General features: G+C 52.4%; 19 protein-coding genes and 1 tRNA gene. 14 read left to right on the top strand and 6 right to left on the bottom strand.

The window, feature by feature from the left end:
• The first annotated feature begins 143 nt into the window (after positions 1-143).
• Positions 144-233, top strand: a tRNA-Ser gene (locus WA318_RS10690).
• A 117-nt stretch (positions 234-350) separates the two neighbouring features.
• Positions 351-689 (top strand): zinc ribbon domain-containing protein YjdM, encoded by a 339-nt coding sequence (locus WA318_RS10685; RefSeq protein WP_336080900.1) that lies wholly within the window; start codon positions 351-353, stop codon positions 687-689.
• Positions 690-772: 83 nt separating this feature from the next.
• Here the strand turns inward: WA318_RS10685 and WA318_RS10680 are convergent, their stop codons facing one another.
• Together WA318_RS10680 and WA318_RS10675 are read right to left on the bottom strand one after the other, a co-directional pair.
• Positions 773-3,013 carry a TRAP transporter permease gene (locus WA318_RS10680; RefSeq protein WP_114099755.1) on the bottom strand — a complete coding sequence of 747 codons (2,241 nt, stop codon included), beginning with the start codon at positions 3,011-3,013 and terminating at the stop codon, positions 773-775.
• Between the two features lie 113 nt (positions 3,014-3,126).
• A complete protein-coding gene (locus WA318_RS10675; RefSeq protein ID WP_114099756.1) occupies positions 3,127-4,101 on the bottom strand; it encodes a TAXI family TRAP transporter solute-binding subunit in 975 nt (324 codons plus the stop codon).
• A 298-nt stretch (positions 4,102-4,399) separates the two neighbouring features.
• Here WA318_RS10675 and WA318_RS10670 point away from each other — a divergent pair, with 298 nt between their 5' ends.
• From WA318_RS10670 to WA318_RS10630, 9 genes are all read left to right on the top strand, one after another.
• Complete coding sequence (locus WA318_RS10670; protein ID WP_336080899.1) at positions 4,400-6,346, top strand: methyl-accepting chemotaxis protein; 1,947 nt, start codon at positions 4,400-4,402, stop codon at positions 6,344-6,346.
• 395 nt (positions 6,347-6,741) lie between these two features.
• A complete protein-coding gene (locus WA318_RS10665) occupies positions 6,742-7,515 on the top strand; it encodes an ABC transporter ATP-binding protein (RefSeq protein ID WP_114099757.1) in 774 nt (257 codons plus the stop codon).
• Between the two features lie 89 nt (positions 7,516-7,604).
• Positions 7,605-8,402 (top strand): transporter substrate-binding domain-containing protein, encoded by a 798-nt coding sequence (locus tag WA318_RS10660; protein ID WP_114099758.1) that lies wholly within the window; start codon positions 7,605-7,607, stop codon positions 8,400-8,402.
• A gap of 112 nt (positions 8,403-8,514) precedes the next feature.
• Complete coding sequence (locus WA318_RS10655) at positions 8,515-9,207, top strand: ABC transporter permease (RefSeq protein WP_114099759.1); 693 nt, start codon at positions 8,515-8,517, stop codon at positions 9,205-9,207.
• 3 nt (positions 9,208-9,210) lie between these two features.
• Positions 9,211-9,954 carry an ABC transporter permease gene (locus WA318_RS10650; protein WP_336080897.1) on the top strand — a complete coding sequence of 248 codons (744 nt, stop codon included), beginning with the start codon at positions 9,211-9,213 and terminating at the stop codon, positions 9,952-9,954.
• 116 nt (positions 9,955-10,070) lie between these two features.
• Complete coding sequence (locus tag WA318_RS10645) at positions 10,071-11,210, top strand: succinylglutamate desuccinylase/aspartoacylase family protein (protein ID WP_114099761.1); 1,140 nt, start codon at positions 10,071-10,073, stop codon at positions 11,208-11,210.
• A 235-nt stretch (positions 11,211-11,445) separates the two neighbouring features.
• Positions 11,446-12,279: a deoxyribose-phosphate aldolase gene (deoC, locus tag WA318_RS10640; RefSeq protein ID WP_336080895.1), complete on the top strand. Its 834-nt coding sequence runs from the start codon at positions 11,446-11,448 to the stop codon at positions 12,277-12,279.
• Positions 12,280-12,355: 76 nt separating this feature from the next.
• Positions 12,356-13,579, top strand: a complete 1,224-nt coding sequence (locus WA318_RS10635; protein ID WP_336080893.1) for a phosphopentomutase — start codon at positions 12,356-12,358, stop codon at positions 13,577-13,579.
• Positions 13,572-14,270, top strand: coding sequence for a DsbA family oxidoreductase (locus tag WA318_RS10630; RefSeq protein WP_336080891.1), 699 nt, complete (start codon positions 13,572-13,574; stop codon positions 14,268-14,270). Before WA318_RS10635 ends, WA318_RS10630 begins: the two co-directional genes overlap by 8 nt.
• A gap of 58 nt (positions 14,271-14,328) precedes the next feature.
• On the opposite strand, the gene mfd is transcribed toward WA318_RS10630, so the two are convergent.
• Positions 14,329-17,826 carry a transcription-repair coupling factor gene (gene mfd, locus WA318_RS10625; RefSeq protein ID WP_114099764.1) on the bottom strand — a complete coding sequence of 1,166 codons (3,498 nt, stop codon included), beginning with the start codon at positions 17,824-17,826 and terminating at the stop codon, positions 14,329-14,331.
• Between the two features lie 7 nt (positions 17,827-17,833).
• A complete protein-coding gene (locus tag WA318_RS10620; RefSeq protein ID WP_114099765.1) occupies positions 17,834-18,106 on the bottom strand; it encodes an FAD assembly factor SdhE in 273 nt (90 codons plus the stop codon).
• A gap of 229 nt (positions 18,107-18,335) precedes the next feature.
• On the opposite strand from WA318_RS10620, the gene recG reads away from it, so the two are divergent.
• Positions 18,336-20,423 (top strand): ATP-dependent DNA helicase RecG, encoded by a 2,088-nt coding sequence (gene recG / locus WA318_RS10615; RefSeq protein WP_336080888.1) that lies wholly within the window; start codon positions 18,336-18,338, stop codon positions 20,421-20,423.
• Positions 20,424-20,500: 77 nt separating this feature from the next.
• Here recG and WA318_RS10610 read toward each other — a convergent pair whose 3' ends face one another.
• On the bottom strand, positions 20,501-21,367 hold the full coding sequence (locus tag WA318_RS10610; RefSeq protein WP_336080886.1) for a DUF502 domain-containing protein: 867 nt from the start codon (positions 21,365-21,367) through the stop codon (positions 20,501-20,503).
• A 199-nt stretch (positions 21,368-21,566) separates the two neighbouring features.
• Here WA318_RS10610 and WA318_RS10605 point away from each other — a divergent pair, with 199 nt between their 5' ends.
• Together WA318_RS10605 and WA318_RS10600 are read left to right on the top strand one after the other, a co-directional pair.
• Positions 21,567-21,842, top strand: coding sequence for a hypothetical protein (locus WA318_RS10605; RefSeq protein WP_114099828.1), 276 nt, complete (start codon positions 21,567-21,569; stop codon positions 21,840-21,842).
• Entirely contained in the window at positions 21,817-22,275 is a 459-nt protein-coding gene (locus tag WA318_RS10600) for an NUDIX hydrolase (protein WP_336080884.1), read from the top strand. Before WA318_RS10605 ends, WA318_RS10600 begins: the two co-directional genes overlap by 26 nt.
• A 99-nt stretch (positions 22,276-22,374) precedes the next feature.
• Here the strand turns inward: WA318_RS10600 and rpoH are convergent, their stop codons facing one another.
• Positions 22,375-23,244, bottom strand: a complete 870-nt coding sequence (gene rpoH / locus WA318_RS10595; protein WP_114099769.1) for an RNA polymerase sigma factor RpoH — start codon at positions 23,242-23,244, stop codon at positions 22,375-22,377.
• Between the last annotated feature and the right edge of the window lie 141 nt (positions 23,245-23,385).

The raw sequence follows: 23,385 nt of genomic DNA, 5'->3' as shown, positions 1-23,385 counted from the left end.
TGGTTCGCCTTATGGTTGCCGGTACCTTGCTGAAATCACATTATTTCGCCAGCATTTGATGCAATGTTTGATTGGCCTATTGACAGGGCAGCGCGCCCAATTTATTGAAAGCGCCCAGAGCAATAAGCTCCGACCATTTTTGCGGAGAGGTGGCAGAGTGGTTGAATGCAACGGTCTTGAAAACCGTCGTGCCTTTACGGGTACCGTGGGTTCGAATCCCACCCTCTCCGCCATTTACTCAAGATCGCACAAAATCTCTGATTTTTTAGAGCAGAACACGACGTTACTGAGAAACGCTGTGTTGTATCTGTGGTCGCACCAAACACGATTATTGTTAAAAGGTCCGAGCAATGAGCGAACTACCGTCCTGCCCGAAATGTGAGTCACCTTACACCTATGAAGATGGCGAACTGTTGATCTGCCCGGAATGTGCGCATGAATGGTCTGCTTCAGGTGACGTAGCTGGCGCGACGGTTGTACGTGACTCAAACGGTACCCCGCTTGTTGATGGGGATACGGTAACTGTCATCAAGGATTTGAAGGTCAAGGGATCATCGGCGGTCGTCAAGGTCGGGACCAAGGTCAAAGGCATTCGTCTTGTCGATGGCGACCACGATATTGATTGTAAAATCCCGGGTATCGGTCAGATGGGCTTGAAATCCGAATTCGTGAAAAAAGTATCAGATTGATTTTCTGACAACCTTGATTTTCAGAAAAAGAAAAAGCGCACCGGTCTGGTGCGCTTTTGTTGTTTTATGGCCGAGGCGTGTTGTTAATCTGCCCCACCAGTACGGAATGTGCTGCCTGGTTTCGGGTTTATCACACGCTGGATCAGCAGGATTGCGATAGCCAGTCCAATGCCGATCAGATCGGTAACCAGTCCGCCAGCAATCATGAACAATGCTGAAATGACTAGTGCAATGCGCAGGAACCACACTGCACTGCGCCCGAGGAACCATCCCTGAACACCGGCAGACAGCAGGAATACCCCGGCCACGGCCGTAATGAACGCCTGGCCGATCTGAAGGTAAGTCCCATCCATCAAAATAGCCGCGTTATAGAAGAACATGAACGGCACAATGAAGGCCGCAATGCCAATCTTGAACGAAGCCACTGACGTTTCCATCGGGTTTGCACCCGATATCCCGGCAGCAGCATAGGAAGCCAGTGCGACGGGTGGCGTGATGGCTGAAACGACTGCAAAGTAGAACACGAAGAAATGTGCAGTAAGTGGTTCAATTCCAAGCTCAATCAATCCCGGAGCAACCACCGATGCAGCAACCGCATAGGCCGCCGTTGTTGGCATGCCCATTCCCAGAAGGATGGCGATCAGCATGGCAAAGATCAGGGCCAGTAACTGTGACGCTTCTGCAAGACCCAGTAACAGGTTCGAGAACCGTGCGCCGACACCTGTCAGCGCGATCACGCCAACGATGATCCCGGCACAGGCACAAACTGCAATGATCTGGATCGACATCCCGCCTGCCAGTTCAAATGCCTTGGCAACGGATTTGATCCCTACGCGGTTTGGTGTAAGCCAACTGACAACCACAGCTGCAACAGTTGCCAATGTTCCAGCCCGGATAACCGAATAGCCAAGGAACAGGGCTACGATCAGGATGATGATGGGCAGGAACAGATAGACCTGCTTTACCATGGTATGGAAGCGCGGCAGTTCTTCTTCGCGCATGCCACGCATACCAAGTTTGGCTGCTTCGAAGTCGACCATGAAATAGATCGACACAAAGTAAAGGATCGCCGGGATCACAGCCGCGATGGCAATGTCGGTATATGGGATACCGGTGATTTCGGCCATGATGAAGGCCCCTGCCCCCATAATTGGCGGCATGATCTGGCCACCGGTCGAAGCTGCAGCTTCAATCGCACCGGCCGTTTTCTTGTGGTAACCGACCTTTTTCATCAAAGGGATGGTCAGCGAGCCGGTTGCCACAACGTTACCCGCAGACGTGCCGTTGATCATTCCCATCAGGCCAGAAGCAAAGATTGCAACCTTTGCAGGACCACCACGGGCACGTCCGGCCACCGAGAAGGCAAAGTTCACAAAATAGTCGCCAACCTTTGATGCCTGCAGGAACGCGGCAAAGATGATGAACAGAATGATATAGGTCGATGAAACGGCAGTCGTCGGGCCAAGAATACCGGCATCAGTATAGACCTGGCTAAAGAAGCGCTGCCAGGTGATGGCTGGCGATTGCAGGAAGCCCGGCAGGAATTCGCCGACAAAGACATAGACCAGAAAAATGGTCGCAATAATCACAAGTGCCAGACCGGCAACGCGGCGAGTCAGCTCCATGATCAGCAACGTGCCCGAGATTGCAGCAATCGAAATACCGATCGGCGCAAAAGGCGTTCCGGTGGAGTTGCGCATAAGCGTGCCGTAAATTGTGATCAGATAGATCGCAACGGCAAGGCCACAAACAGTCAGCACAAAATCAGGTGGTGAATAACGATTACGGGGTGTCTTGTTAAACCAGGATAAAACAATACCACCGACTGTTGCTGCCATCAGTGGTGCACCAAAGACCCATGTCTCGTTGAACTTGATGGTAGCATCAATGCCGTTCCACATTGCGCCATTTTTGATTTCGAAAGCAAAGCTGATTGCGGTTCCGACCGCGACAAAGGCTGGTACCAGAAGAACATATGACAAGTAGCCCAGAAGCGGTGTCTGCCCTGTAGGCTCATCAGCGAACTTGTTGGCAGAGTACCAAAGAAAACCAAGTGCAAGGGCACCCGAAACGTGAACAATACGGAAGTTCCATGTTTCCAACGGAAAATCAGGCAAGAATTCAAGATTAACCAAACCGCCCGTCATTCCAGAAAGCGATACACCATTTAGCGCGAGCATATGAAACGCAGCATAAATGGCGGCAGAAATTGTTATGAAACTGAGGCTCCGTCCCTCGAAAAGGCGACGATTATGTTCAATCGGCTCTTCATCCACGCCATCGGCAATGAGGTGTTCGTCATCCGGTTTATTTGGTTCGGTCATCAGGTTTCCCCACACTCTCTGGTCATTTGTTATTCGCAGGCTTCTTTGCGGCGATTGAGCAAAGGCGGGTCACCTTCCGGATGACCCGCCTTGTGTGATCAGATTTTGCTGACTTAGTGGATCATGTCAGCCGGGATGGATGCGCCATGTTCGTTGAACCACTTTGCAGCACCCGGATGCCATTTCATGACCTTGTTCTTGTTCCAGTTTTCCGGAACTGTGGAACGTGCTGCACGGTGAATGGATACCATGCGGGCATTATCCGACATCACAACGTCAGTTGCGGCATAAACAAAGCTTTCCGGAAGATCGCAATTGGCAATCGCAAAGTTCCACATTGACACTGAACGCGCTGGAGCGGTCAGCGTGGTGTATGTGTCTGCAGCAATGTCAAATTCGGACACCGGGAAGGCATCCATAATCTGTTTCTGTTCTGTTTCAGTGAATTCGATGATGTTCACTTTGGTTTGAACTTCAAGCTGGCTAACAGCCGGCACCGGAACACCGGCAGCGAATGCGATCACGTCAAGCAAGCCATCCTGAAGCTGGCCACCCAGATCGGCCCAGCCACCATTGCGGCGTTCAAACTTTACACCAAGTTCTTCGAGCATCTTCGGAAAATAGGTGTCCGAGGTCGAGCCCGCAGGACCGAAACCGATTTTTGCGCCCTCGGGGATGTCCGAAACAGATGCAATGCCCGATGATGCCAGTGCAGTGATCGAGAACGGTGTCTGATACATCGGGAACATTGCACAAGCACTCGTCATCTGGACGCCCGGTGCAATCGGGTTTGTTCCAGCAAGGGATTCTGCTGCCGGACCCATCGTGGTCATGCCAAATGCCGCTTCGCCGGTGTGAACCAGCGCCATGTTCTGCATTGGTCCGCCGGTAACTTCACCACCACCGGAAATGCCAAGTTCTTCTGCTACAAGGTTCGCCCAACCGGAACCATAGGCAAAATAAGTGCCGCCCTGTGATGCGGTGCCGACCGTAAAGCTGTCTGGCCAACCGGCACGATCCTGCGCCGAGGCTGCTGTGCTCCCAAACGCAAACGCGACCGCCATCCCTGCAATTAATGCGCGTTTCATCTATTTCCTCCGTTTATCGGTGCTTATGTGACGTTGCCTCCCTAGGCAGTTCCACATATGGGGAAACCAAGGGTTGAAGACAACGCGTTCCATAATCAATAACTAAAACAAGGATTTTGGAAAGTGATGTTGGTCTCAGAGGTCATGCGACTTTGGTTGAATGAAATCATTCCAAATATCAAATGACCATAAAACAAAATTATTGCATGTAACTTGATTTACCTTGCTTCAACCGCTTGTAATCGCGAAGGAACGTCCCAACCTCACAAAGGGGATTATTCTTTTGGAGGATGGCGGAATGTCGTTAAATATCGGCAGTAGAATCCTGCTGGCAGCGGCCATGATTGTTGTTGCGACATTTGTCGCCTTTATTCTGTATTTTGATTATCAGCAGCGCACATCCATACAGACAGCTCTGCAATCGAAGCTGACCGAAAGCGGATCGCTTGCAACAGCTGGTATTTCGAACTGGCTGGATGGCAGAAGGCTTTTGGTCGAAAGCCTTGCCAATAATATTGCACGAGACAGCTCCCCTGCTACGGTCAGTGAAATCGCCAGCGGTCAGGCGCTGGCTGAGTCATTTATCTTTTCCTATTTCGGCAGCGCGGACGGTGTGATGACGATGTATCCACCAGATGAATTGCCTGCTGATTACGATCCACGCAAACGCCCTTGGTACAGTGACGCAGTCGCCATCGGTGACAGCACCCTTACCGAACCCTACACTGACGCATCCACCGGGCAGCTGATCGTTACCGCGACGACACCGGTATTTGATGGTTCCAAACTGCTTGGTGTGGTCGGTGGCGATATTAACATCACCATTCTGGGTGATCTGGTGCGCGGCATTGATCTGGGCGGCATTGGTTACGGATTTCTGGTCAATGACCAAGGTACGGTGATCATTCACCCGAATGCAGATTTCACACTGAAGTCGATTAGCGAGGTATTTCCTGAAAACACTCCGGCCGTTACCGAAGGCATGCAGAATGTAATCGAGGGAAATGGCGATCTGCTATTCACATTCTTCAAAGTGAAAGGTTTGCCATCTGTAAACTGGTATCTTGGCTTTGCGCTTGATCGGGATGCTGCATACGCATCCCTGAAAGAGTTCCGTTACACGGCAATCATTACTGCCGTCATTGCCGTGCTTGCGATTATGGGGCTTATGGGAGTTCTTGTGCGCGGATGGGTTTCTCGACCGGTTCTCAGCATGACCTCGGCAATGACCCGTCTGGCCAGGGGCGAAAAAGACGTTGATGTCCCCGGCACGGAGCTTAAGGATGAAATCGGGGCCATGGCGGCCGCGGTGTTGGTTTTCAAGAACAATGCTGCCGAAGTAGACCGGCTGGCACATGAGAATGAACAGGCCACCCAGCGAGCAGCCCTTGAGCGCAAACGTGCGCTTGATCAGATGGCAGACAATTTTGAAAAAAGCGTCCTTTCCATCGTTGAAACCGTGGCCGATGCCGCTGAACGAACCCAATCGGTCGCAACCCAGCTTTCTGCCAATGCCGAGGAATCCACAAACCGTGCGGCGGCCGTTTCCAATGCGGCCAATATCACGACGGAAAACGTGCAGGCTGTCGCATCGGCCACCGAGGAACTTTCTGCTGCCATTCGTGAAATCGGCGCCCAGGTTACCCAGTCAATTGACGTCGCAACAGAAGCAGTGGATGGCATTAACAACACCACAGCAACAGTCACCGAACTTGCCGAGGCGGCTGAGCGGATCGGTCAGGTAGTGGGATTAATTCAGGATATCGCGGGACAAACGAACCTGCTGGCCCTGAATGCAACCATCGAAGCTGCCCGAGCTGGTGACGCCGGCAAAGGATTTGCCGTCGTCGCCGGAGAGGTCAAATCCCTTGCCAACCAGACGGACAAGGCGACCGGTGATATCCAGACACAGATTGATGGTATTCAGGGGTCGTCAAATCGTTCTGTCTCCGAGATCGGATCAATCTCGTCCACCATTGAACGTATCAACGAATTCTGCAATGCGATTGCCGCAGCCGTCGAGCAGCAAGGTGCTGCAACCCGCGAAATTGCAGATAGTGTTCAGCGCGCAGCATCGGGGACACAGGAAGTCTCGCAAAACGTATCTGCTGTATCGCAGGCATCAAGCATGGTGAGCGAAGAGGCCAACTCTCTGCTGACCTCATCCCGGGAGATGCGGCAATTGGCTCAAAGACTGCGAGAGGAAGTTCTTGGCTTCCTGAAATCGGTGCGCGAAAACGACTAGGGCAGAAACTGACACCCTGCCCGCACCCAAATACAAACACCATCGATCCGCTACGAGGTCGATGGTGTTGTGTATTTCAGGTGAATTTACGGGCAACAATAAGCAAGAGTCTGTGGCTAAGGGCATTTATCCCAAAATATGCGTGGTTTTTTATTGCGTAAAATCACGTAGTACTGCACGATTTTTGCGGTGCGATCACGTCCGCTGTTAATTAAGAGATTGAAACAACAGCTTTATTCATAAAACTGCAAAAAATCAGTGGAAATACGCATCATCCATGGGCAATTATTGATGCCATGAGAGGCGCATAAAAGCGTGTCTTGTGGGGGAGCATCTTTGTCAGATGCTAAGACGAATAAATTTTAGACTCTCAACAGGGAAACTTTTCACTCGCTATGAGCAAAAACATACCCGCCCTACAGGTCGAAGGGATGATCAAAAGCTTTGGGGATCATGAAGTCCTTAAAGGCATTGACCTTACGGCGCATACCGGGGACGTGATTTCGATTATTGGTTCCTCTGGCTCGGGCAAAAGTACGTTCCTGCGGTGCATCAATCTGCTTGAAACCCCGAATGCGGGTAAAGTCCACGTCCACGGCGAACTTATTCGCATGAAGACGCTTAAGGACGGTTCGCAGGAAGCTGCAGACAAAAAACAACTCCAGCGTATTCGCACCAAGCTTGCGATGGTGTTCCAGAGCTTCAACCTCTGGAGCCATCTGACCATTCTGGAAAATGTCATCGAAGCGCCTGTGCATGTTCTTGGTGTTCCCAAAAAGGAAGCCATCGAACGCGCCGATGCACTTCTGCACAAGGTCGGCATGTATGAACGTCGCGATTACTATCCGGGTCATGTTTCCGGTGGTCAGCAACAGCGCGCCGCAATTGCACGCGCGCTTGCGATAGAGCCAGAAGTTCTTCTGTTTGATGAGCCGACTTCGGCACTTGACCCGGAGCTTGTTGGTGAAGTGTTGAAGGTTATGACGGATTTGGCCGAAGAAGGCCGCACGATGCTGGTTGTGACCCATGAAATGGGCTTCGCAAAGGGGGTGTCCAGCCACGTTATGTATTTGCATCAGGGTCGGGTTGAAGAATACGGCAATCCGACGGATGTATTCGAGAACCCCAAATCGGAACGTATGAAGCAATTTCTTCAGCGCGATTTCTGATCTGGGCAGGCCGTTTCCGACACAGGTTACGGTCGCGTGAATGGGTGCAAGAGGTTGTGCGCCATTCCAATTTACAAGGGAGAATTTGAATGAAAAACTGGATCAAGGTTGCTTCGGCTGCCGCTATTGGTATCGCACTGAGCGCATCAGCAGCAAATGCGGCGTGGGAAAAGGTTGTTGTCGCAACCGAGGGTGCCTATCCTCCGTTCAACATGGTTGACGAGAACGGCAAACTCATCGGTTTTGATGTAGACTTTGCCAACAAGCTTTGCGAAACCGCTAAAATTGAATGCGAAATCGTTGCTCAGGATTGGGACGGTATGATCCCGGGACTTCTGGCAAAGAAATATGATGCGATCATCGCACAGATGTCGATCACCGAAGAGCGTAAGCGTTCTATCGACTTCACCAACTATTACAGCAACACCCCTGCTGTTTTCGTTGGTAAAGACACCATGAAAATTGAAGCTTACAAAGACGGCGAAGTCATGGAAGACGCGCTTGATGGTATGGTCATCGGCGTACAGCGTTCGACCACCCATGCAAACTTCCTTGAAGACAACTTCCCAAACATTGAAATTCGTATGTACGGCACCCAGGACGAGGCACTTCTTGACCTGACCGCTGGCCGTGTTGACGCGACCCTCGCAGATTCAGGTACGCTTGACGATTGGCTGAAATCTGATGCAGCCAAAGGCTATGGCTTTGTTTCCAACCAGTTCGCTCCGAGCGAGTGGTTCGGTGATGGTGCTGGCATCGGCATCCGTCAGGAAGACCAGGACCTCAAAGAGATCCTTAACAAGGCACTGGCTGAAATGCTTGCAAACGGCTCCTATGACGAGCTGAACAAAAAGTACTTCCCGGCGATCAACCTGCACCCGAATTGATCTGCTGAAATTTCCGGGGCGGCATTGATCTGCCGCCCCGCCCTTATTGTTGTTTCGCGTTTCATATCAGGGGCTTGAAACGCATTCGGCATCAAGGAAAGCTGGAGAAACCATGCTCGATTTATACGGCCGCGGATGGCAGATGCTTGAAGGGGGACTGGTTACAGTTCAGCTTTGCCTTACCGTTCTGCCTTTCATGATTATTATCGGTTTGCTGGGCGCATCGGCGAAACTGTCGCCATATCGTTCGCTTCGTATTATCGGGGAAAGCTACACCGTCCTTATTCGCGGTATCCCTGAACTTCTTGTTATTTTATTGATCTATTTCGGCGGCACAATCGCCGTTCAGAATATCGCCGAGATGATTTCCGGCGAAGAAACGCGTGTTGACATCCCTGCTTTCTGGTCTGGTGTGGCTGCACTGGCACTGGTTCAGGGCGCGTTTGCTTCAGAAGTCTTCCGCGCGGCCATGCAGTCCATTCCGATCGGCCAGATCGAGGCCGCAACAGCATGCGGCATGACGCCTTCGCAAATTTTCATTCGCATCAAATTGCCGCAGCTTTGGCGCTTTGCTTTGCCGGGGCTCAACAACCTGTTTCAGGTCCTGATCAAGGATACCGCACTTATTTCAGTCGTCGGTGTTGAAGAGATCATGCGCAAGGCTGCGATTGGCGCCGGGACAGACAAGGCACCCTTTACCTTCTACCTTGTGGCGATGCTGATGTTTCTTTCATTTACAACAGTTTCGCTTATTGCCTTCAACTATCTTGAAAAGCGGGCTGCCCGCGGTATTGCGAGGGCATAGAAGATGTTTGAAGATCTGATATATGTTCTTGGCAAATACGATACCTGGCTTTGGCGCGGTTTTCTGCTGACGATTGAGCTTCTGGTTATTTCAGTAACATTCGGAACGCTTTTGGCTATCCCGCTTGCCGTTGCACGTGTTTCCAAGAAACTCTGGATTCAGGCCGTACCATTTGCCTTTATTTATGTGTTTCGCGGCACCCCCCTGATCGGGCAGCTGTTCATGATGTATTACGGGGTCGGGCAGCTGATCTCGAACATCGAGGGCATTCAGGATCACTGGAGCTGGGTCTATCTTCGCAACCCCTATTGGTATTGCCTGCTGACATTTGTCCTCAATACGTCGGCCTATGTTGCAGAAATCATGCGCGGTGGTATCCAGAATGTCCCAAGTGGCGAACTTGAAGCCGCCCGTGCTTGCGGCATGACGCCATGGACCACCTATCGCCGGATCATTTTCCCACGCATGTGGCAGATGATTTGGCCTGCCTATACCAACGATGTGATTTTCACGCTGAAGGCAACGTCGCTGGCTTCTACGGTGACGATGATGGAACTTACCGGTGCCGCGCGTAAAATCGTGGCCCGTACTGCCCTTCCCTATGAAGCGTTCATCTCAGCCGGTGTGATCTATTTGATCATCGTCTATACGCTGACCTTCGGGTTCAAGGGGATCGAGCGATATCTGCGCCGCAACGAACGTCGCAAGGATAAACAGCCAGGCACCGCAAAAGCTGCATCCGCCTGATAACCAGAAACACGAACAGCCCGGTGGTCAAAGAAAGGTTATTTCCATCTGTTTAATGGGAAACCTGGAGATCACCGGGCTGTTTTGCCCCACGCCACCACATTCAGGAAATCAGAATGCAAGAAGAACGCATTGAGCTCGTGCGCCCGCAGATGGGAACTTCCCGTGCCCTTACCGTGCGCCGCTATGGCAAAGCCGGACAAGGTCCCAAAGCCTATTTTCAGGCCGCCCTTCACGCAGATGAACTGCCCGGTGTCATCACCCTGCATCATCTTGAAACCCTTCTGAAAGAGGCCGACGCCAAAGGCGAAATCACTGGCGAGATCGTTGTTGTTCCCTTTGCCAATCCAATCGGGTTTACCCAGTACGTAGATATGAAACCGCTTGGCCGGTTCGAGCTGCGCAGCGGTCAGAATTTTAATCGTCATTATCCCGACCTTAGCGCTGCACTGATTGATGCCGTTGATGGCAAGCTTGGTCAGGATGCCGATGAAAACGTCAAACTGATCCGTGCAGAGCTGCGCAAACTGATTACCCAGCACCGCAAGGATGTCAGTCCTTTGACTGATTTGCAGGATCTTCGTCTTACGCTGGCCGAACTTGCCATTGATGCGGATTATGTGATGGATCTGCATTGTGACTGGGAAGCGCCGATGCATCTCTATATCAGCGATCATAACTGGCCAGATGCAGCTGATCTTTCAGCTCAGATCGGGTCTGAATGTTCACTGATTGCCGAGATCAGCGGTGACAACCCGTTTGACGAAGCATTTAGCCGTCCGTGGGTCGAACTACGCCGGGCCTATGGTAACAAGTTCCCGATCCCGATGGCGACTTTGGCGACAACGATCGAACTCCGCGGTGATCGCGATGTGTATGACGAATTTGCCATCCCGGATGCGGAAAATCTGTTCAAGTTCCTGCAGCGCCGTGGTCTGATTGCCGGCGATCCCGGTCCCCTGCCCGAGGCCAAATGTGATGCGACACCGCTTTCGGGTGTCGATCGCGTTTCAGCAGCACATGGCGGTATGGTCGTGTTTGGTGTCGAAGCCGGGGCAAAGGTCAAGGCTGGTCAGGAGCTTGGCTATATTCTGGACTGCGAAACGGGGAATAAAACACCGTTCTCAAGCAAAACCGACGGTGTTTTGTATTCCCGTCTGGGTATTCGTCTGGTCGTGCCGGGTGGTTATCTGTGTTCGGTAGCTGGTGACAAGCCGCTTCCGGGCCGAGAAGGCCAGCTTTTGCTGTCAAAATAAGAGGCGGCGGACCAGATCAGGGCCGTTTCCATCGTTCTGATTGAAACTGTGTTTCGGGACGGATTGATTGATTGTCAAGACAAGGTTGAGTACCTTCTTGGCGATTGATTGATCCGTCTTTATCTTTATGCCGGACCAGTTTGCTGATCCGGTTATTGCCATCATTTGATGTCAGTTTAAATGCTGGTGACGCTTGACAGAATAACCGCGCCCGGCGCGTTGTAAGGATGTTTTGATGTTCGACCCGAAAACTGTTTCTGACGTAATTGCCGCTGCCCGCAAAAAGGCAGTCGCGGACGCTGATACTGCACGTCGTGCCATTTCCGTTCTCGACCTTACCAGTCTGAATGATGATGATACGACCGAGGTCATCGAGGCACTGTGCAAGCGCGCCCAGACACCTGAGGGCAATACAGCCGCCGTTTGTGTTTATGCGCCGTTTATCGAAACGTCCTGGCGGGCACTTGGAAAATCAGGTGTTAAAACGGCAACAGTCGTCAATTTCCCTAATGGTGGTACCAATGCACAGCGCATCGGCGATGAAACGGCTGATTGTGTCTCCAAGGGGGCTGACGAAGTCGATCTGGTTTTCCCCTATAAGGCATTCCTTGATGGTGATAGCGCCATTGCCGCAGATGTGGTTGATGCAACCCGAATGGCATGTGGTCCGATGACCACCATGAAGGTTATTCTTGAAAGTGGCGAGTTCGAGGACCTGAACAAGGTTTATGAAGCAGCCCGTCTTGCCATCAGGCACGGCGCAAACTTTGTTAAAACCTCGACAGGGAAAGTGCCGGTCGGTGCTACGCCCGAGGCCGCAGTTGCCATGTTGACCGCAATTCGTGATGCCAGGGAAGAAGACGGTCTTGATGCTGGTTTCAAGGCGTCAGGTGGGGTTAAAACCACCGATGATGCCGCCCTTTATATCGCCATTGCCGATCACATCATGGGAGATGGCTGGGCAAAACCCGATACATTCCGGTTCGGCGCCAGCGGCGTATTGACCGCCCTGCTTGAGACATGTGGCTCAAAACCCTCTGATGCGCCTGCTGCAACGGGCAACTATTGAGAACTGGCAACTACAGAAACAAGTGACTATCTGCGAGACAATGGTCTTGTATGATTTGCGTTGAAGGAAGATATCAATGGCACGTGCCATCATTATCGTTGCAGACAGCTTTGGAATTGGTTCCGCGCCGGATGCGTCGAAATTCGGTGATCAGGGATCGGATACTCTTGGTCATATTGCCGAACATTGCGCCAAGGGGCTGGCTGATAATGATCAGCGTAGCGGGCCGCTCAATATTCCCAATATGGTTGCGCTTGGCCTTGGTGAAGCGGCCAAGGACGCTACGGGCCGTGTACCGCCCGGACTTGATCATGGCGGTGCGATGATTGGTGCCTTTGGCCATGCCAAGGAACTTTCGCGCGGGAAGGATACGCCAAGCGGGCATTGGGAAATCGCCGGTGTGCCGGTTGATTTCGATTGGGGTTATTTCCCGATGACAGTGCCGACCTTTCCGCAAGAACTGACCGATGCTCTGATCCAGCAGGCCAATCTTCCGGGAATTCTTGGCAACTGTCATGCATCCGGTACAACAATCATTGCCGAACTTGGCGAAGAACATATCAAAACCGGCAAGCCGATTTGTTATACCTCCGCCGACAGCGTGTTTCAGATTGCCGCACATGAAGAACATTTCGGGCTCGACCGCCTGTATGAAATGTGTGAAATCGCCTTCAAACTTGTTGAGCCCTACAATATCGGCCGTGTGATTGCCCGTCCGTTCGTTGGCGAAAGTCCGGAAACTTTCAAACGGACGTCGAACCGTCGTGATCTTGCCGTCCCGCCGCCCAAGCCCACCTTGCTTGACCAGTTCAGTGCAGCCGGTGGCAATGTGGTTTCGGTTGGCAAGATTGCTGATATCTATGCCCATCGGGGCATTGCCAAAAAGGTCAAGGCGTCCGGAAATATGGCGCTTTTTGATGCGATGATGGGTGAAATCAGCGAAGCCCCCGATAACAGCATCGTGTTCACCAACCTGGTAGACTTCGACATGGAATTCGGTCACCGTCGGGATGTGCCGGGTTATGCCAACGCGCTTGAAGAGTTCGATAAACGTATTCCGGAATTGCGTGCGGTTTTGAAACCCGGTGATCTGGTGATTATTACCGCCGATCATGGCTGTGACCCGACATGGCGCGGCAATGACCATACGCGTGAATTTGTGCCTATCCTTGCTTTTGGACCGGCCATTGCCCCGGGACCGTTCGGAATGCGCGAAACCTTTGCCGATATCGGTCAAACCGTTGCCGATCACCTTGGCATCGCACCACTTCCGGTAGGCACTTCATTTTTGAATGGATGATCTTATGAACTGGCAGGCAGGACAAATTGAACCATCAATGTCGCCGATCAGGATCGAGGCGATCGTCGATACCATTTGTCCGTGGTGCTATATCGGCAAAAAACGTCTTGAAAAGGCATTGGCGCGGGAAAAGCTTGATAACCTGATCATCAATTGGCGTCCTTTCCTGCTCAACCCGGACATGCCAAGTGGTGGCATTGACCGGAAGCTTTATCTGTCAGCAAAGTTCGGTGGTTCGGAAAGTGCTGCACGGGTCTATAAGGCAATCGAAGATGCCGGTGCGGCGGTCGGAATTGATTTCAAATTTGATCAAATCAGGATTACGCCGGATTCTACGGACTCACATCGTCTGATCTACAAGGTTTGCGCTGAACGGCCCGCTGTCGGCAATGCATTGGTCGAAGATCTGTTTGTTGCCTATTTCCTGAAAGGTCAGGATATCGGCGATATTGATCTGCTTGCCGAAATTGCGGTGAAGCACGGCGAAGATCGCACTGAAATCCTTGAGTATCTTGTTGGTGATATGGATCGCGAGTTTGTCGGTCAGGAAAACCGTGTGGCCCATCAGATGGGCGTAACCGGTGTGCCGTGCTTCCTTTTTAACGGTCGTCATGCGCTGTCTGGTGCACAGGAACCCGACATCTTGCAACGGATGATCCGGTTGGCCCGACAGGAAGAAATACCGGTCTAAGACAATCATGAACATTATTTAAAAAAGGCGGGATAACATCACGTTACCCGCCTTTTCTTTATGTTGATACTGCGATGTCGGACAATCGCTTCATCAGACGTTTCAAGCCTTCAAGGCGATCCGTTGGTCCATCCCAGCCCGCTGCATAAACAATCTTGTGATCCGGGCGCAGACGCGCCTGTCCGACCTGTTGCTGAATGAAGCCGATCAGGCCTGCCGGGTTCGGGAACTCGTTATTTCGCAACGTGATCAGCGCACCTTTTGGCCCTGCATCGAGCTTCTCGATATTGGCGACACGGCACCATTGTTTGATCGTCACAACATCCAGAAGGTTTTCAACTTCCTTGGGCAGTTTGCCAAACCGGTCAATCATCTCGGCGGCGAACTGATCCACCTCTTCGCGTGATCTCAGTTCCGAAATACGGCGATAAAGTCCCAGTCGGACACCCAGATCCGGAACATAACGGTCCGGTATCAGGACGGGCATGCCGATATTGATCTGGGGGACAAAGCTTGCTTCTTCGGATGCATCAATTTCGCCTTTGGCCTCGGCCACAGCTTCTTCGATCATCTGCTGATAAAGCTCGATCCCCACTTCCTTGATATGCCCTGATTGTTCTTCGCCAAGCAGGTTCCCTGCCCCGCGAATATCAAGATCGTGGCTGGCAAGGTTGAAGCCAGCGCCGAGGCTATCAAGCGTCTGCATCACTTCAAGGCGCTTCAACGCCGTTGCTGTAAGCTTCTTGCCGTTCGGAAGTGTCAGATAGGCATATGCGCGCTGCTTTGAACGTCCAATGCGCCCGCGTAACTGATAAAGCTGCGCCAGACCAAACATGTCCGCCCGGTGAATGATCATGGTGTTGGCGTTCGGAACATCAATCCCGGATTCAATAATGTTCGTTGCAAGCAACAGATCAAACTTGCGATCGGTAAAGTCAGTCATGACCTGTTCGAGATCGCGCGCGCCCATCTGGCCATGTGCAACGTCAAACTTGATCTCCGGTACAAGGTTTTCAAGTTCCTTGGCGACCCGGCCAAGCTCATTTACACGCGGGCAGACATAGAAAATCTGCCCTCCGCGATGGCGTTCACGCAAAATGGCTTCGCGGACCACGACCGGATCGTATGGCGTTATATAGGTCCGCACCGCCAGACGATCGACAGGCGGTGTCGCAATGATCGACAGCTCCTTGACCCCGGTAAGCGCCAGTTGCAGCGTTCTGGGGATCGGGGTTGCGGTCAGGGTCAGAACATGAACATCGGACTTCAGTTCTTTCAGGCGTTCCTTATGCTTGACGCCGAAATGCTGTTCTTCGTCGATGATCAGAAGTCCCAGATCCTTGAAATGCACACCATTGCCCAAAAGGGCATGCGTGCCACAGACAATATCGACATGGCCGCTTTCAAGGTTTTCCTTGACCAGTTTGGCATTCTTGCCGGTCACCAGACGTGAAAGTTGCTCTACCCGCACCGGAAGCCCGTCAAAGCGCTGCTTGAAGTTCAGATAATGCTGACGACACAGCAAGGTCGTCGGGGCAACAATTGCCACCTGTTTACCGGACATGACAGCGGCAAAGGCCGCCCGCATTGCGACCTCGGTCTTTCCAAAGCCGACATCCCCACAGACAAGTCGATCCATCGGTTTGCCCGCGGCAAGATCATCAAGGGTATCACGGATGGCGCGCGCCTGGTCTTCTGTCTCGGCAAACGGGAAACTTGCACAAAACTCGTCATAGCTGCCTTCGGGCGCTTGCAATTGTGCCCCTTTGCGCAGATGGCGTTCGGCGGCGACCTTGATCAGCTTGCCTGCCATGTCACGGATACGTTCACGTAGCTTGGCCTTGCGGGCCTGCCAGGCAACACCGCCGAGCTTATCAAGGATAGAAATCCCCTCGTCCGAGCCATATCGTGACAGGACCTCGATATTCTCGACCGGGACAAACAGCTTGTCGCCGCCATCATATTCAAGCTCAAGACAATCATGCGGCGCACCGCCAGCCGTCACTGTTTTCAGGCCAAGATACCGTCCGATACCGTGTTCAAGGTGAACGACAAGATCGCCTTCGGAAATTTCGGATGCTTCGCGCAGGAAGTTATCGGCCTTGCGGCGGCGTCCGCCCGGGCGGCTCATGCGGTCGCCAAGGATATCCTGTTCTGTAACAAACCAAAGACCCTGACGACGGAAACCGCGTTCGATATCAAGGATAACAACCGCGACATGCTCATGGGTCAGGTCATCAGTGATATCTTCCCAGCACTCACAATTAACGACCTTGCCTACGCCATGTTCGCGCAAAAGCGAAACCATACGATCGCGCGAACCGTCGGAATATGCTGCGATGACAACCTGATTTTCCTTGCCGCGCTGGGCCGTGATAAAATCACGCAACTCGTCATAAAGGTTGGTATCTGCCCGCGCCCGGACATCCCCGAAATCGCGCCCTGCCCGCGCGCCCAGATCGAAAATGCCACGTTCGGGGTTTTCATCATCGTAATATGGCGAATATTCCAGAACCACGCGATCAGCGAGCATGCGATCAAATTCCGCCTGATCAAGATACAGCCGTTCGGTTGGCACCGGTTTATAAACATTATCGCCCGAAAGGCCGCCGCCCTTGATGTTCAGTCGCGCCTGATAGTAATCGTCAATCATCTCGAGACGATTTTCGATCACTTCCGCATACTGATAATCAAGGGTTACGATCACATCAGGCAAATAGGCAAAGATCGTATCCAGACCGTCATGGAACAATGGCAACCAATGTTCCATACCACCGTATTTCAGGCCGTTTGAAATCGATTCATACAGGGGATCTGTTTGCGACACAGCCCCGAACAGTTCGCGATATCCGCTTCGGAAGCGTGAAATGCTGTCCGGATCCAGAAACACTTCGCCAACCGGCAGCAGTGCAATTTCCTTGACCTTGCCAATCGTTCGCTGGCTTTCAACATCAAAGCGCCGAATGCTTTCAATCTCGTCACCAAAGAAATCAAGGCGTACCGGATCTTTCATTCCAGGCGCAAAAATATCGACAATGTCGCCGCGTACGGCATAGTCGCCCGGTTCCATGACCTGTTCGGCGCGGTTATAGCCCATACGCTCAAAATATGCGGTAAGATCGGCCCGGTCATATTCAGTGCCTGCCTTGAAGGCGAGCTTGCCGTTCCGCATCACATCAACGCGCGGAACCCGCTGCATGGCAGCGGCCGCAGTGGTCAGAACGATGCGTCCCTGTCCGGCCTGTGGTGCGGCCCCTTCGGCCAGAACCGTCAGCGTCTCGATACGCCGTGCTGTCACTTCGGCAATCGGCGAAACCCTGTCATATGGCAAACAGTCCCAAGCCGGAAGTGTAAGCACTTCGACTTCCCCGGCAAAGAAACGCAAGGCTTCTGCCAGTTGAGACATGCGTTTGTCATCGCGTGCGACATGCAGAACCGTTTTGTTGGTTCCGGCCGCGTCGAGCAATTCACGCAAAATCAGCGCGTCTGATCCCTCCGGGACGCCGCCGACACGTTTGCGACCTTTGGTCGATATGATTTCTTTGATTTTGTTCAATGCTTTATCAGGCGTTGCTCAGATCCCTAATCATGCGCAGTACATCAGTATCATACTGCGCCGGGGCTTGTTCCTTGCCAGTGGCCCATTTGAAGAAGTCCGCATCGGGCACTTCATTGATCAGGGCCTCGAACGTATCAAGCTGTTCCTCGGTCAGGGTGCTCAGGTGTTTGTCCATGAAGCGGCCCATCAGGATATCGTTTTCCTTGGTGCCGCGATGGCCCCCGCGGAACAACAGCTTTTTACGACGCATTTCGAGTTCCGAAATGTTGTCAGTCATGGTCGATCTCCTGATTTAACTCGTTGCAGCACCCGGTGGGCGGGCGTCTGCAGGCAATTCTGTAGCTTGGTTTGTACGGCAAAATACGGTCGGGGTCCATGCTGCGATCAGTTGATTTTGCATCAATTCGTGACTTGCAGGTTGTCCCGCGATAATTTTGTTGTATACCCGTGCCATAAACATAATTGTTCTATTAACGTTCTCATCGAAAGTTGCAACGAAAACCGACATGCGCCCGGAAATTCTGTTCCCTCTTTTTGCTGAAATAGACACGCTGGCAGGCATTGGTCCGCGGCTGAAGCCGCTGGTCGAGCGGCTGATTGGCGGGGAACATGTGGCAGATTTGCTGTGGCATTTACCATCCGGGATCATTGACCGTCGTTTTTCGCCACCCCTTGCTGAAACCATTGACGGGTCGATTGTAACCCTTGATGTCTGGGTCGAGCGGCACGATCCGTCGCCAAACCGTCGGCGTCCCTATCGGGTGATCTGTAAAACGCTGAGCGGCCCTGTTGTGCTGGCATTTTTCAATGCGCGGGCAAAATATCTGAACGATGTCCTGCCGATTGGCGAAAAGCGCATCGTGTCAGGCAAGATCGATCATTATCGCGGCGAATATCAAATCACCCACCCTGACCGTATCGGTACCGAGGCCGAGCGAGACGACATCCAGACGGTTGAGCCGGTTTATCCGATGTCGGCCGGTGTAACGGGCAAGACTTTGACCAAGGCCGCGCGCGCAGCCCTTGCCACGGTTCCGGATTTGCCAGAATGGCATGATCCGGCACTGGTGGCGCGACACAAATGGCCAGATTTGAAGACTGCCCTTCATACTGCTCATAATCCGCAAGATGAAGCTGATCTGTCGCCGGATCATCCGGCGCGCAAACGGCTTGCCTATGATGAATTGCTGGCCAATCAACTGGCACTGGCGCTGATACGGGCAAAGATGCGCAAATTGGGTGGGCGGGTCACACAAGGTGACGGCAAATTGCGTGATGCCTTGTCAGGCAACCTGCCCTTTGCCATGACGGGCGCACAGCAACGTGCACTTAAGGATATCTATGCCGATATGGCGAGTGAAGGACGCATGTTGCGCCTTTTGCAAGGGGATGTCGGATCGGGGAAAACCGTTGTTGCACTGATGGCGATGCTTAATGCTGTTGAATGCGGACGTCAGGCCGCCCTGATGGCCCCGACTGAAATTCTTGCCCGGCAGCATTTTGAAACCATTTCCCCCTTGCTTGAACAGATCGGTGTGACTTGTGCCATTCTGACCGGGCGCGACAAGGGAAAGTCCCGCAAGGCATCGCTAGAGGGATTTGCCAACGGGGATATTCAGATCGCAGTCGGCACTCATGCCCTGTTCCAGGAAGACGTCATTTTCAGAGACCTTGCATTTGCGGTTGTCGACGAACAGCATCGCTTTGGTGTCCATCAGCGCCTGATGCTGGCGGGCAAAGGACAAGCCGTCGATGTACTGGTCATGACAGCAACGCCGATCCCGCGCACCCTTACCCTTACGGCATTCGGGGATATGGAAGTATCGCGTCTGGATGAAAAGCCGCCCGGAAGAAAGCCGGTTGATACCCGTGTTCTTCCCATCGACAAGGTTGATGATGTGATTTCGGGAATCGGACGCGCCATGCGCACAGGCACCAAAATCTATTGGGTCTGTCCGTTGGTGGAAGATTCCGAAATCCTTGACCTTCAGGCCGCAGAAGAACGTTATCGAGTTCTCGTAGAGCTGTTCGGTGAAAGCCGGGTTGGTCTTATTCACGGCAAGATGAAGGGCAAGGAAAAAGACGAGGTGATGGAACGTTTTGCCCATGGGGATACGTCCATTCTTGTTGCAACGACCGTGATTGAGGTCGGCGTTAATGTGCCTGAAGCCACCATTATGGTGATCGAGCATTCTGAACGGTTTGGTCTGGCCCAACTCCATCAGTTGCGGGGACGCATTGGTCGTGGTGATGCGGCATCGACCTGTTTGCTTTTGTATGGCAGCCCGCTGGGTCAAGTTTCCAAGGCGCGCCTGAAGATTATGCGCGAGACAGAGGACGGGTTCATCATTGCCGAGGAAGACCTGAAATTACGTGGCGCGGGCGAAGTTCTTGGTACCCGCCAAAGCGGGCTTCAGGAATACCGGTTGGCCAATCTGGAGCTGCATGGTGACTTGCTGGCGATTGCGCGTGACGATGCGCGCCTGATTGTGGACCGGGATCCTGATCTTCAGAAAGCCCGTGGTGAAGCGCTACGATTATTGCTTTATCTGTTTGAACGTGATGAGGCTGTACGATATTTCAGATCGGGCTAGATCGAAACTGGTCAGCTAGAACAAGGGCGCTTGTAAAAAGCGCCCTTGTTTTTTGTTCTGTCATTTGTGGCGGATAATCAGGCGTCTTCGCGTGTTTTTCCGTCTTTCGATGATGCACTTTCATCGGTGTCGATCCGGGCCGGAATATCGCGCGAAACCAGAATGGGGACATTCTCCTTTTCGCGGAGAACATCGACATCCTCATATGTCTTGGCAGCAACTTTTGGATGCTTCTGTTCTTCAATCGGACGGCGATCCGGCGGGGTCACAATACCGCCCGACATCACCATCTTGATGGCTTCTTCGACGGTCATATCAAGGATCACAATATCTCCACGCGGGACGAACAACAAGAATCCCGACGTTGGGTTTGGCGTCGTTGGCAAGAAGATATTGATCACCGTATCTTCGGTAAGGTGCTGGACCTCGCCCTTGGTTTCACCGGTAATAAAGCCGATTGCCCACATGCCACGACGCGGATATTCAAGTAACACCGCCTGACGAAACGCATTGGACTGGTTGGCCAGAACAGTTTCAAGGATCTGTTTGACAGCACTATAGATGCTGCGTACTGCCGGAATGCGGCCAAGAATGCGCTCGTAAAGCTTGATCAGCGCCCGTCCGGCAAAGTTCGTGGTGAACCAGCCAACAACGGTAATGAAGACCAGAATAACCAGCAATCCAAGTCCCGGAATACCATAATCCTGATAACCATCCGGCAAATAGGTTTCCGGATTGTAATGTGCCGGGATCAGCGGGATAACCTTGCTGTCGACGAATTCGATAAACCACCAGGCCAAGCCGAAGGTAATTGCAAGTGGCGCGCTTACGAGAATGCCGGTCAGGAAATATGCCCGCATACGGGCAAAAAGGCCCGGGCTTGGAAGTGTATGACCGGAACCCTGATTTTCCGTATCATTGGTATCATCGCGCTTGGCGTTCATTGATCACCTGTGCTGAAGTGCCGCAACCAAATGCTCTTTTACAAGAATAGCCTTTGGCATTTGGTATTTGTAAGTAAGAATATGGCAATGCTGCGACATTGGATCGGTTTACCCGTTTCCTGAAGTGATAGCAGTAATCAAGTTTGCGGCGCAACCAAACAAACCGCAAATGGTTAAACAGAACCGGTATGGAGACGTTTTGCAGGTCTGGATAATCGAATATATTTACGATGAAGATGGTTCGGTTGGGGTGAAAACTGCCAAGGTGCGCGCCCCCGATTACGAAACGGCGCGTCAGTTTGCGATTGGCGATGCGCCGGCCAAGGATTTCGTGATGTCCCTGCATCCGGAATCGGAAGATCAGTTTCTTGGTACACCGGGTATCCGCGCCCGCGAAATGACCGGAAAAGTAGTTCACGAAGTCCCTGATCCGGACGATGATTTGGAAGATGATGATGACGATTTCCGAGCTTGATGAGCGAACCTTTTTACCACGCCCGATCATCGGCGTTGGGGCTGTTGTCTGGCATCAGGATCATGTTCTGCTGATCCAGCGCGGCAAGGAACCCAATATCGGCAGCTGGAGCATCCCTGGCGGCGCGCAGGAACTGGGCGAAACGGTGCGCGAGGCTGTTTGTCGTGAAGTCATGGAAGAAACCGGCGTCAAGATTTCCAGTCCGATCCTGGTCGATACAGTCGATCTGATTGCGCATACCGAAGAAGACAAGGTTGAATATCACTATACCCTGATTGATTTTGTGGCCGTTGCGCTTAATCCCGATATCAGCCTTGGCGGTGATGCAGCAGATGCCAAATGGGTGAAGGTGAACGAGGTCACAAATTACAATCTCTGGAACAAGACCATCGACATCATTGCCAAATCACGCACCATTCTTGAAGGCCGCTAAGCGCCCTTCCCGGTCGTTACGTTACTTGGGCTGATATTCATACAAAAAAGGCGACATCTCCATGATGCCGCCTTTTGTTGTTTCCGAGGAACGTCAGGATCATGCTGCGGCATGTTGCAGCAGAACGCTTTCCTGAAGTTTCTTGAATGCACGTGCTTCAAGCTGACGAACACGTTCGCGGCTGACACCGAAACGTTCACCCAGTTTCTCAAGGGTGATCGGGTCATCGCTCAGGAAACGGGCCTTGATGATTTCCTGCTCACGTTCAGGCAACTCGCCAAGTGCGTTTTTCAGCATGCCGTTATGAAGAACACGTTCTTCGGCATCGGCAACGATGGCTTCCGGGCTCGGCGCATCCGAAGACAGGGTATCAAGATATTCCATCCCCTCGTCTTTTGGCATCGGCGTGTTGAGCGAGAAATCACGTGCCGCAAGACGGCGGTTCATTTCAAGCGCTTCACGACCGGTTACACCAAGCTTTTCGGCAACCTGATCAGCTTCTTCGGGCGACAATTCACCATTGTCATAGATGTTAAGCTGACGTTTTGCCTTGCGCAGACTGAAGAACAGCTTCTTCTGGGCTGCCATGGTGCCAAGTTTGACCATCGACCAGCTCTGCAGAATGTATTCCGTAACCGCAGCACGGATCCACCACATCGCATAGGTCGACAGACGGAAACCGCGTTCCGGATCGAATTTCTGAACCGCACGCATCAGGCCGGTATTGCCTTCGGCAACAAGGTCTGCCATCGGCAGGCCATAGCCGCGGTAACCGAATGCGATCTTGGCGACCAGACGCAAGTGACTGGTGACAAGTTTATGGGCAGCCGCGGTGTCATCATGGTCCTGATAACGGTGGGCCAGCATGTATTCTTCGTCCGCAGTAAGCATTGGAAACTTCCAGACTTCACGGAGATAGCCCGAGAAACCGTCTTCCAGAGATACTGCAGGTAATTTAATGGCGCTCATTATATGTCCTCCTGAGAGGTTCACGCGTCGACATCTGTATTGAATACGGAGTCCGTCATAGGTTAGATGACGCGCGAACACTGTCGGTTGTGAATTTATTCACTTGGACGACCGGATTTTTTGGGAAAGCTGATTGGTCCG

It is taken from the genome of Thalassospira sp. CH_XMU1448-2 (assembly GCF_037027285.1).
Taxonomy (GTDB): domain Bacteria; phylum Pseudomonadota; class Alphaproteobacteria; order Rhodospirillales; family Thalassospiraceae; genus Thalassospira; species Thalassospira profundimaris_C.
The sequence above is the reverse complement of the archived record's forward strand: the minus strand, read 5'-3'. Positions and strand labels throughout refer to the sequence as shown.

What these genes read in the sequence shown, in the direction of transcription:
- WA318_RS10685 (WP_336080900.1), top strand. Translation starts at nt 351, where the DNA reads ATGAGCGAACTACCGTCCTGCCCGAAATGTGAGTCACCTTACACCTAT.
- WA318_RS10680 (WP_114099755.1), bottom strand. Translation starts at nt 3,013, where the DNA reads ATGACCGAACCAAATAAACCGGATGACGAACACCTCATTGCCGATGGC.
- WA318_RS10675 (WP_114099756.1), bottom strand. Translation starts at nt 4,101, where the DNA reads ATGAAACGCGCATTAATTGCAGGGATGGCGGTCGCGTTTGCGTTTGGG.
- WA318_RS10670 (WP_336080899.1), top strand. Translation starts at nt 4,400, where the DNA reads ATGTCGTTAAATATCGGCAGTAGAATCCTGCTGGCAGCGGCCATGATT.
- WA318_RS10665 (WP_114099757.1), top strand. Translation starts at nt 6,742, where the DNA reads ATGAGCAAAAACATACCCGCCCTACAGGTCGAAGGGATGATCAAAAGC.
- WA318_RS10660 (WP_114099758.1), top strand. Translation starts at nt 7,605, where the DNA reads ATGAAAAACTGGATCAAGGTTGCTTCGGCTGCCGCTATTGGTATCGCA.
- WA318_RS10655 (WP_114099759.1), top strand. Translation starts at nt 8,515, where the DNA reads ATGCTCGATTTATACGGCCGCGGATGGCAGATGCTTGAAGGGGGACTG.
- WA318_RS10650 (WP_336080897.1), top strand. Translation starts at nt 9,211, where the DNA reads ATGTTTGAAGATCTGATATATGTTCTTGGCAAATACGATACCTGGCTT.
- WA318_RS10645 (WP_114099761.1), top strand. Translation starts at nt 10,071, where the DNA reads ATGCAAGAAGAACGCATTGAGCTCGTGCGCCCGCAGATGGGAACTTCC.
- deoC (WP_336080895.1), top strand. Translation starts at nt 11,446, where the DNA reads ATGTTCGACCCGAAAACTGTTTCTGACGTAATTGCCGCTGCCCGCAAA.
- WA318_RS10635 (WP_336080893.1), top strand. Translation starts at nt 12,356, where the DNA reads ATGGCACGTGCCATCATTATCGTTGCAGACAGCTTTGGAATTGGTTCC.
- WA318_RS10630 (WP_336080891.1), top strand. Translation starts at nt 13,572, where the DNA reads ATGGATGATCTTATGAACTGGCAGGCAGGACAAATTGAACCATCAATG.
- WA318_RS10620 (WP_114099765.1), bottom strand. Translation starts at nt 18,106, where the DNA reads ATGACTGACAACATTTCGGAACTCGAAATGCGTCGTAAAAAGCTGTTG.
- recG (WP_336080888.1), top strand. Translation starts at nt 18,336, where the DNA reads ATGCGCCCGGAAATTCTGTTCCCTCTTTTTGCTGAAATAGACACGCTG.
- WA318_RS10610 (WP_336080886.1), bottom strand. Translation starts at nt 21,367, where the DNA reads ATGAACGCCAAGCGCGATGATACCAATGATACGGAAAATCAGGGTTCC.
- WA318_RS10600 (WP_336080884.1), top strand. Translation starts at nt 21,817, where the DNA reads ATGATGATGACGATTTCCGAGCTTGATGAGCGAACCTTTTTACCACGC.
- rpoH (WP_114099769.1), bottom strand. Translation starts at nt 23,244, where the DNA reads ATGAGCGCCATTAAATTACCTGCAGTATCTCTGGAAGACGGTTTCTCG.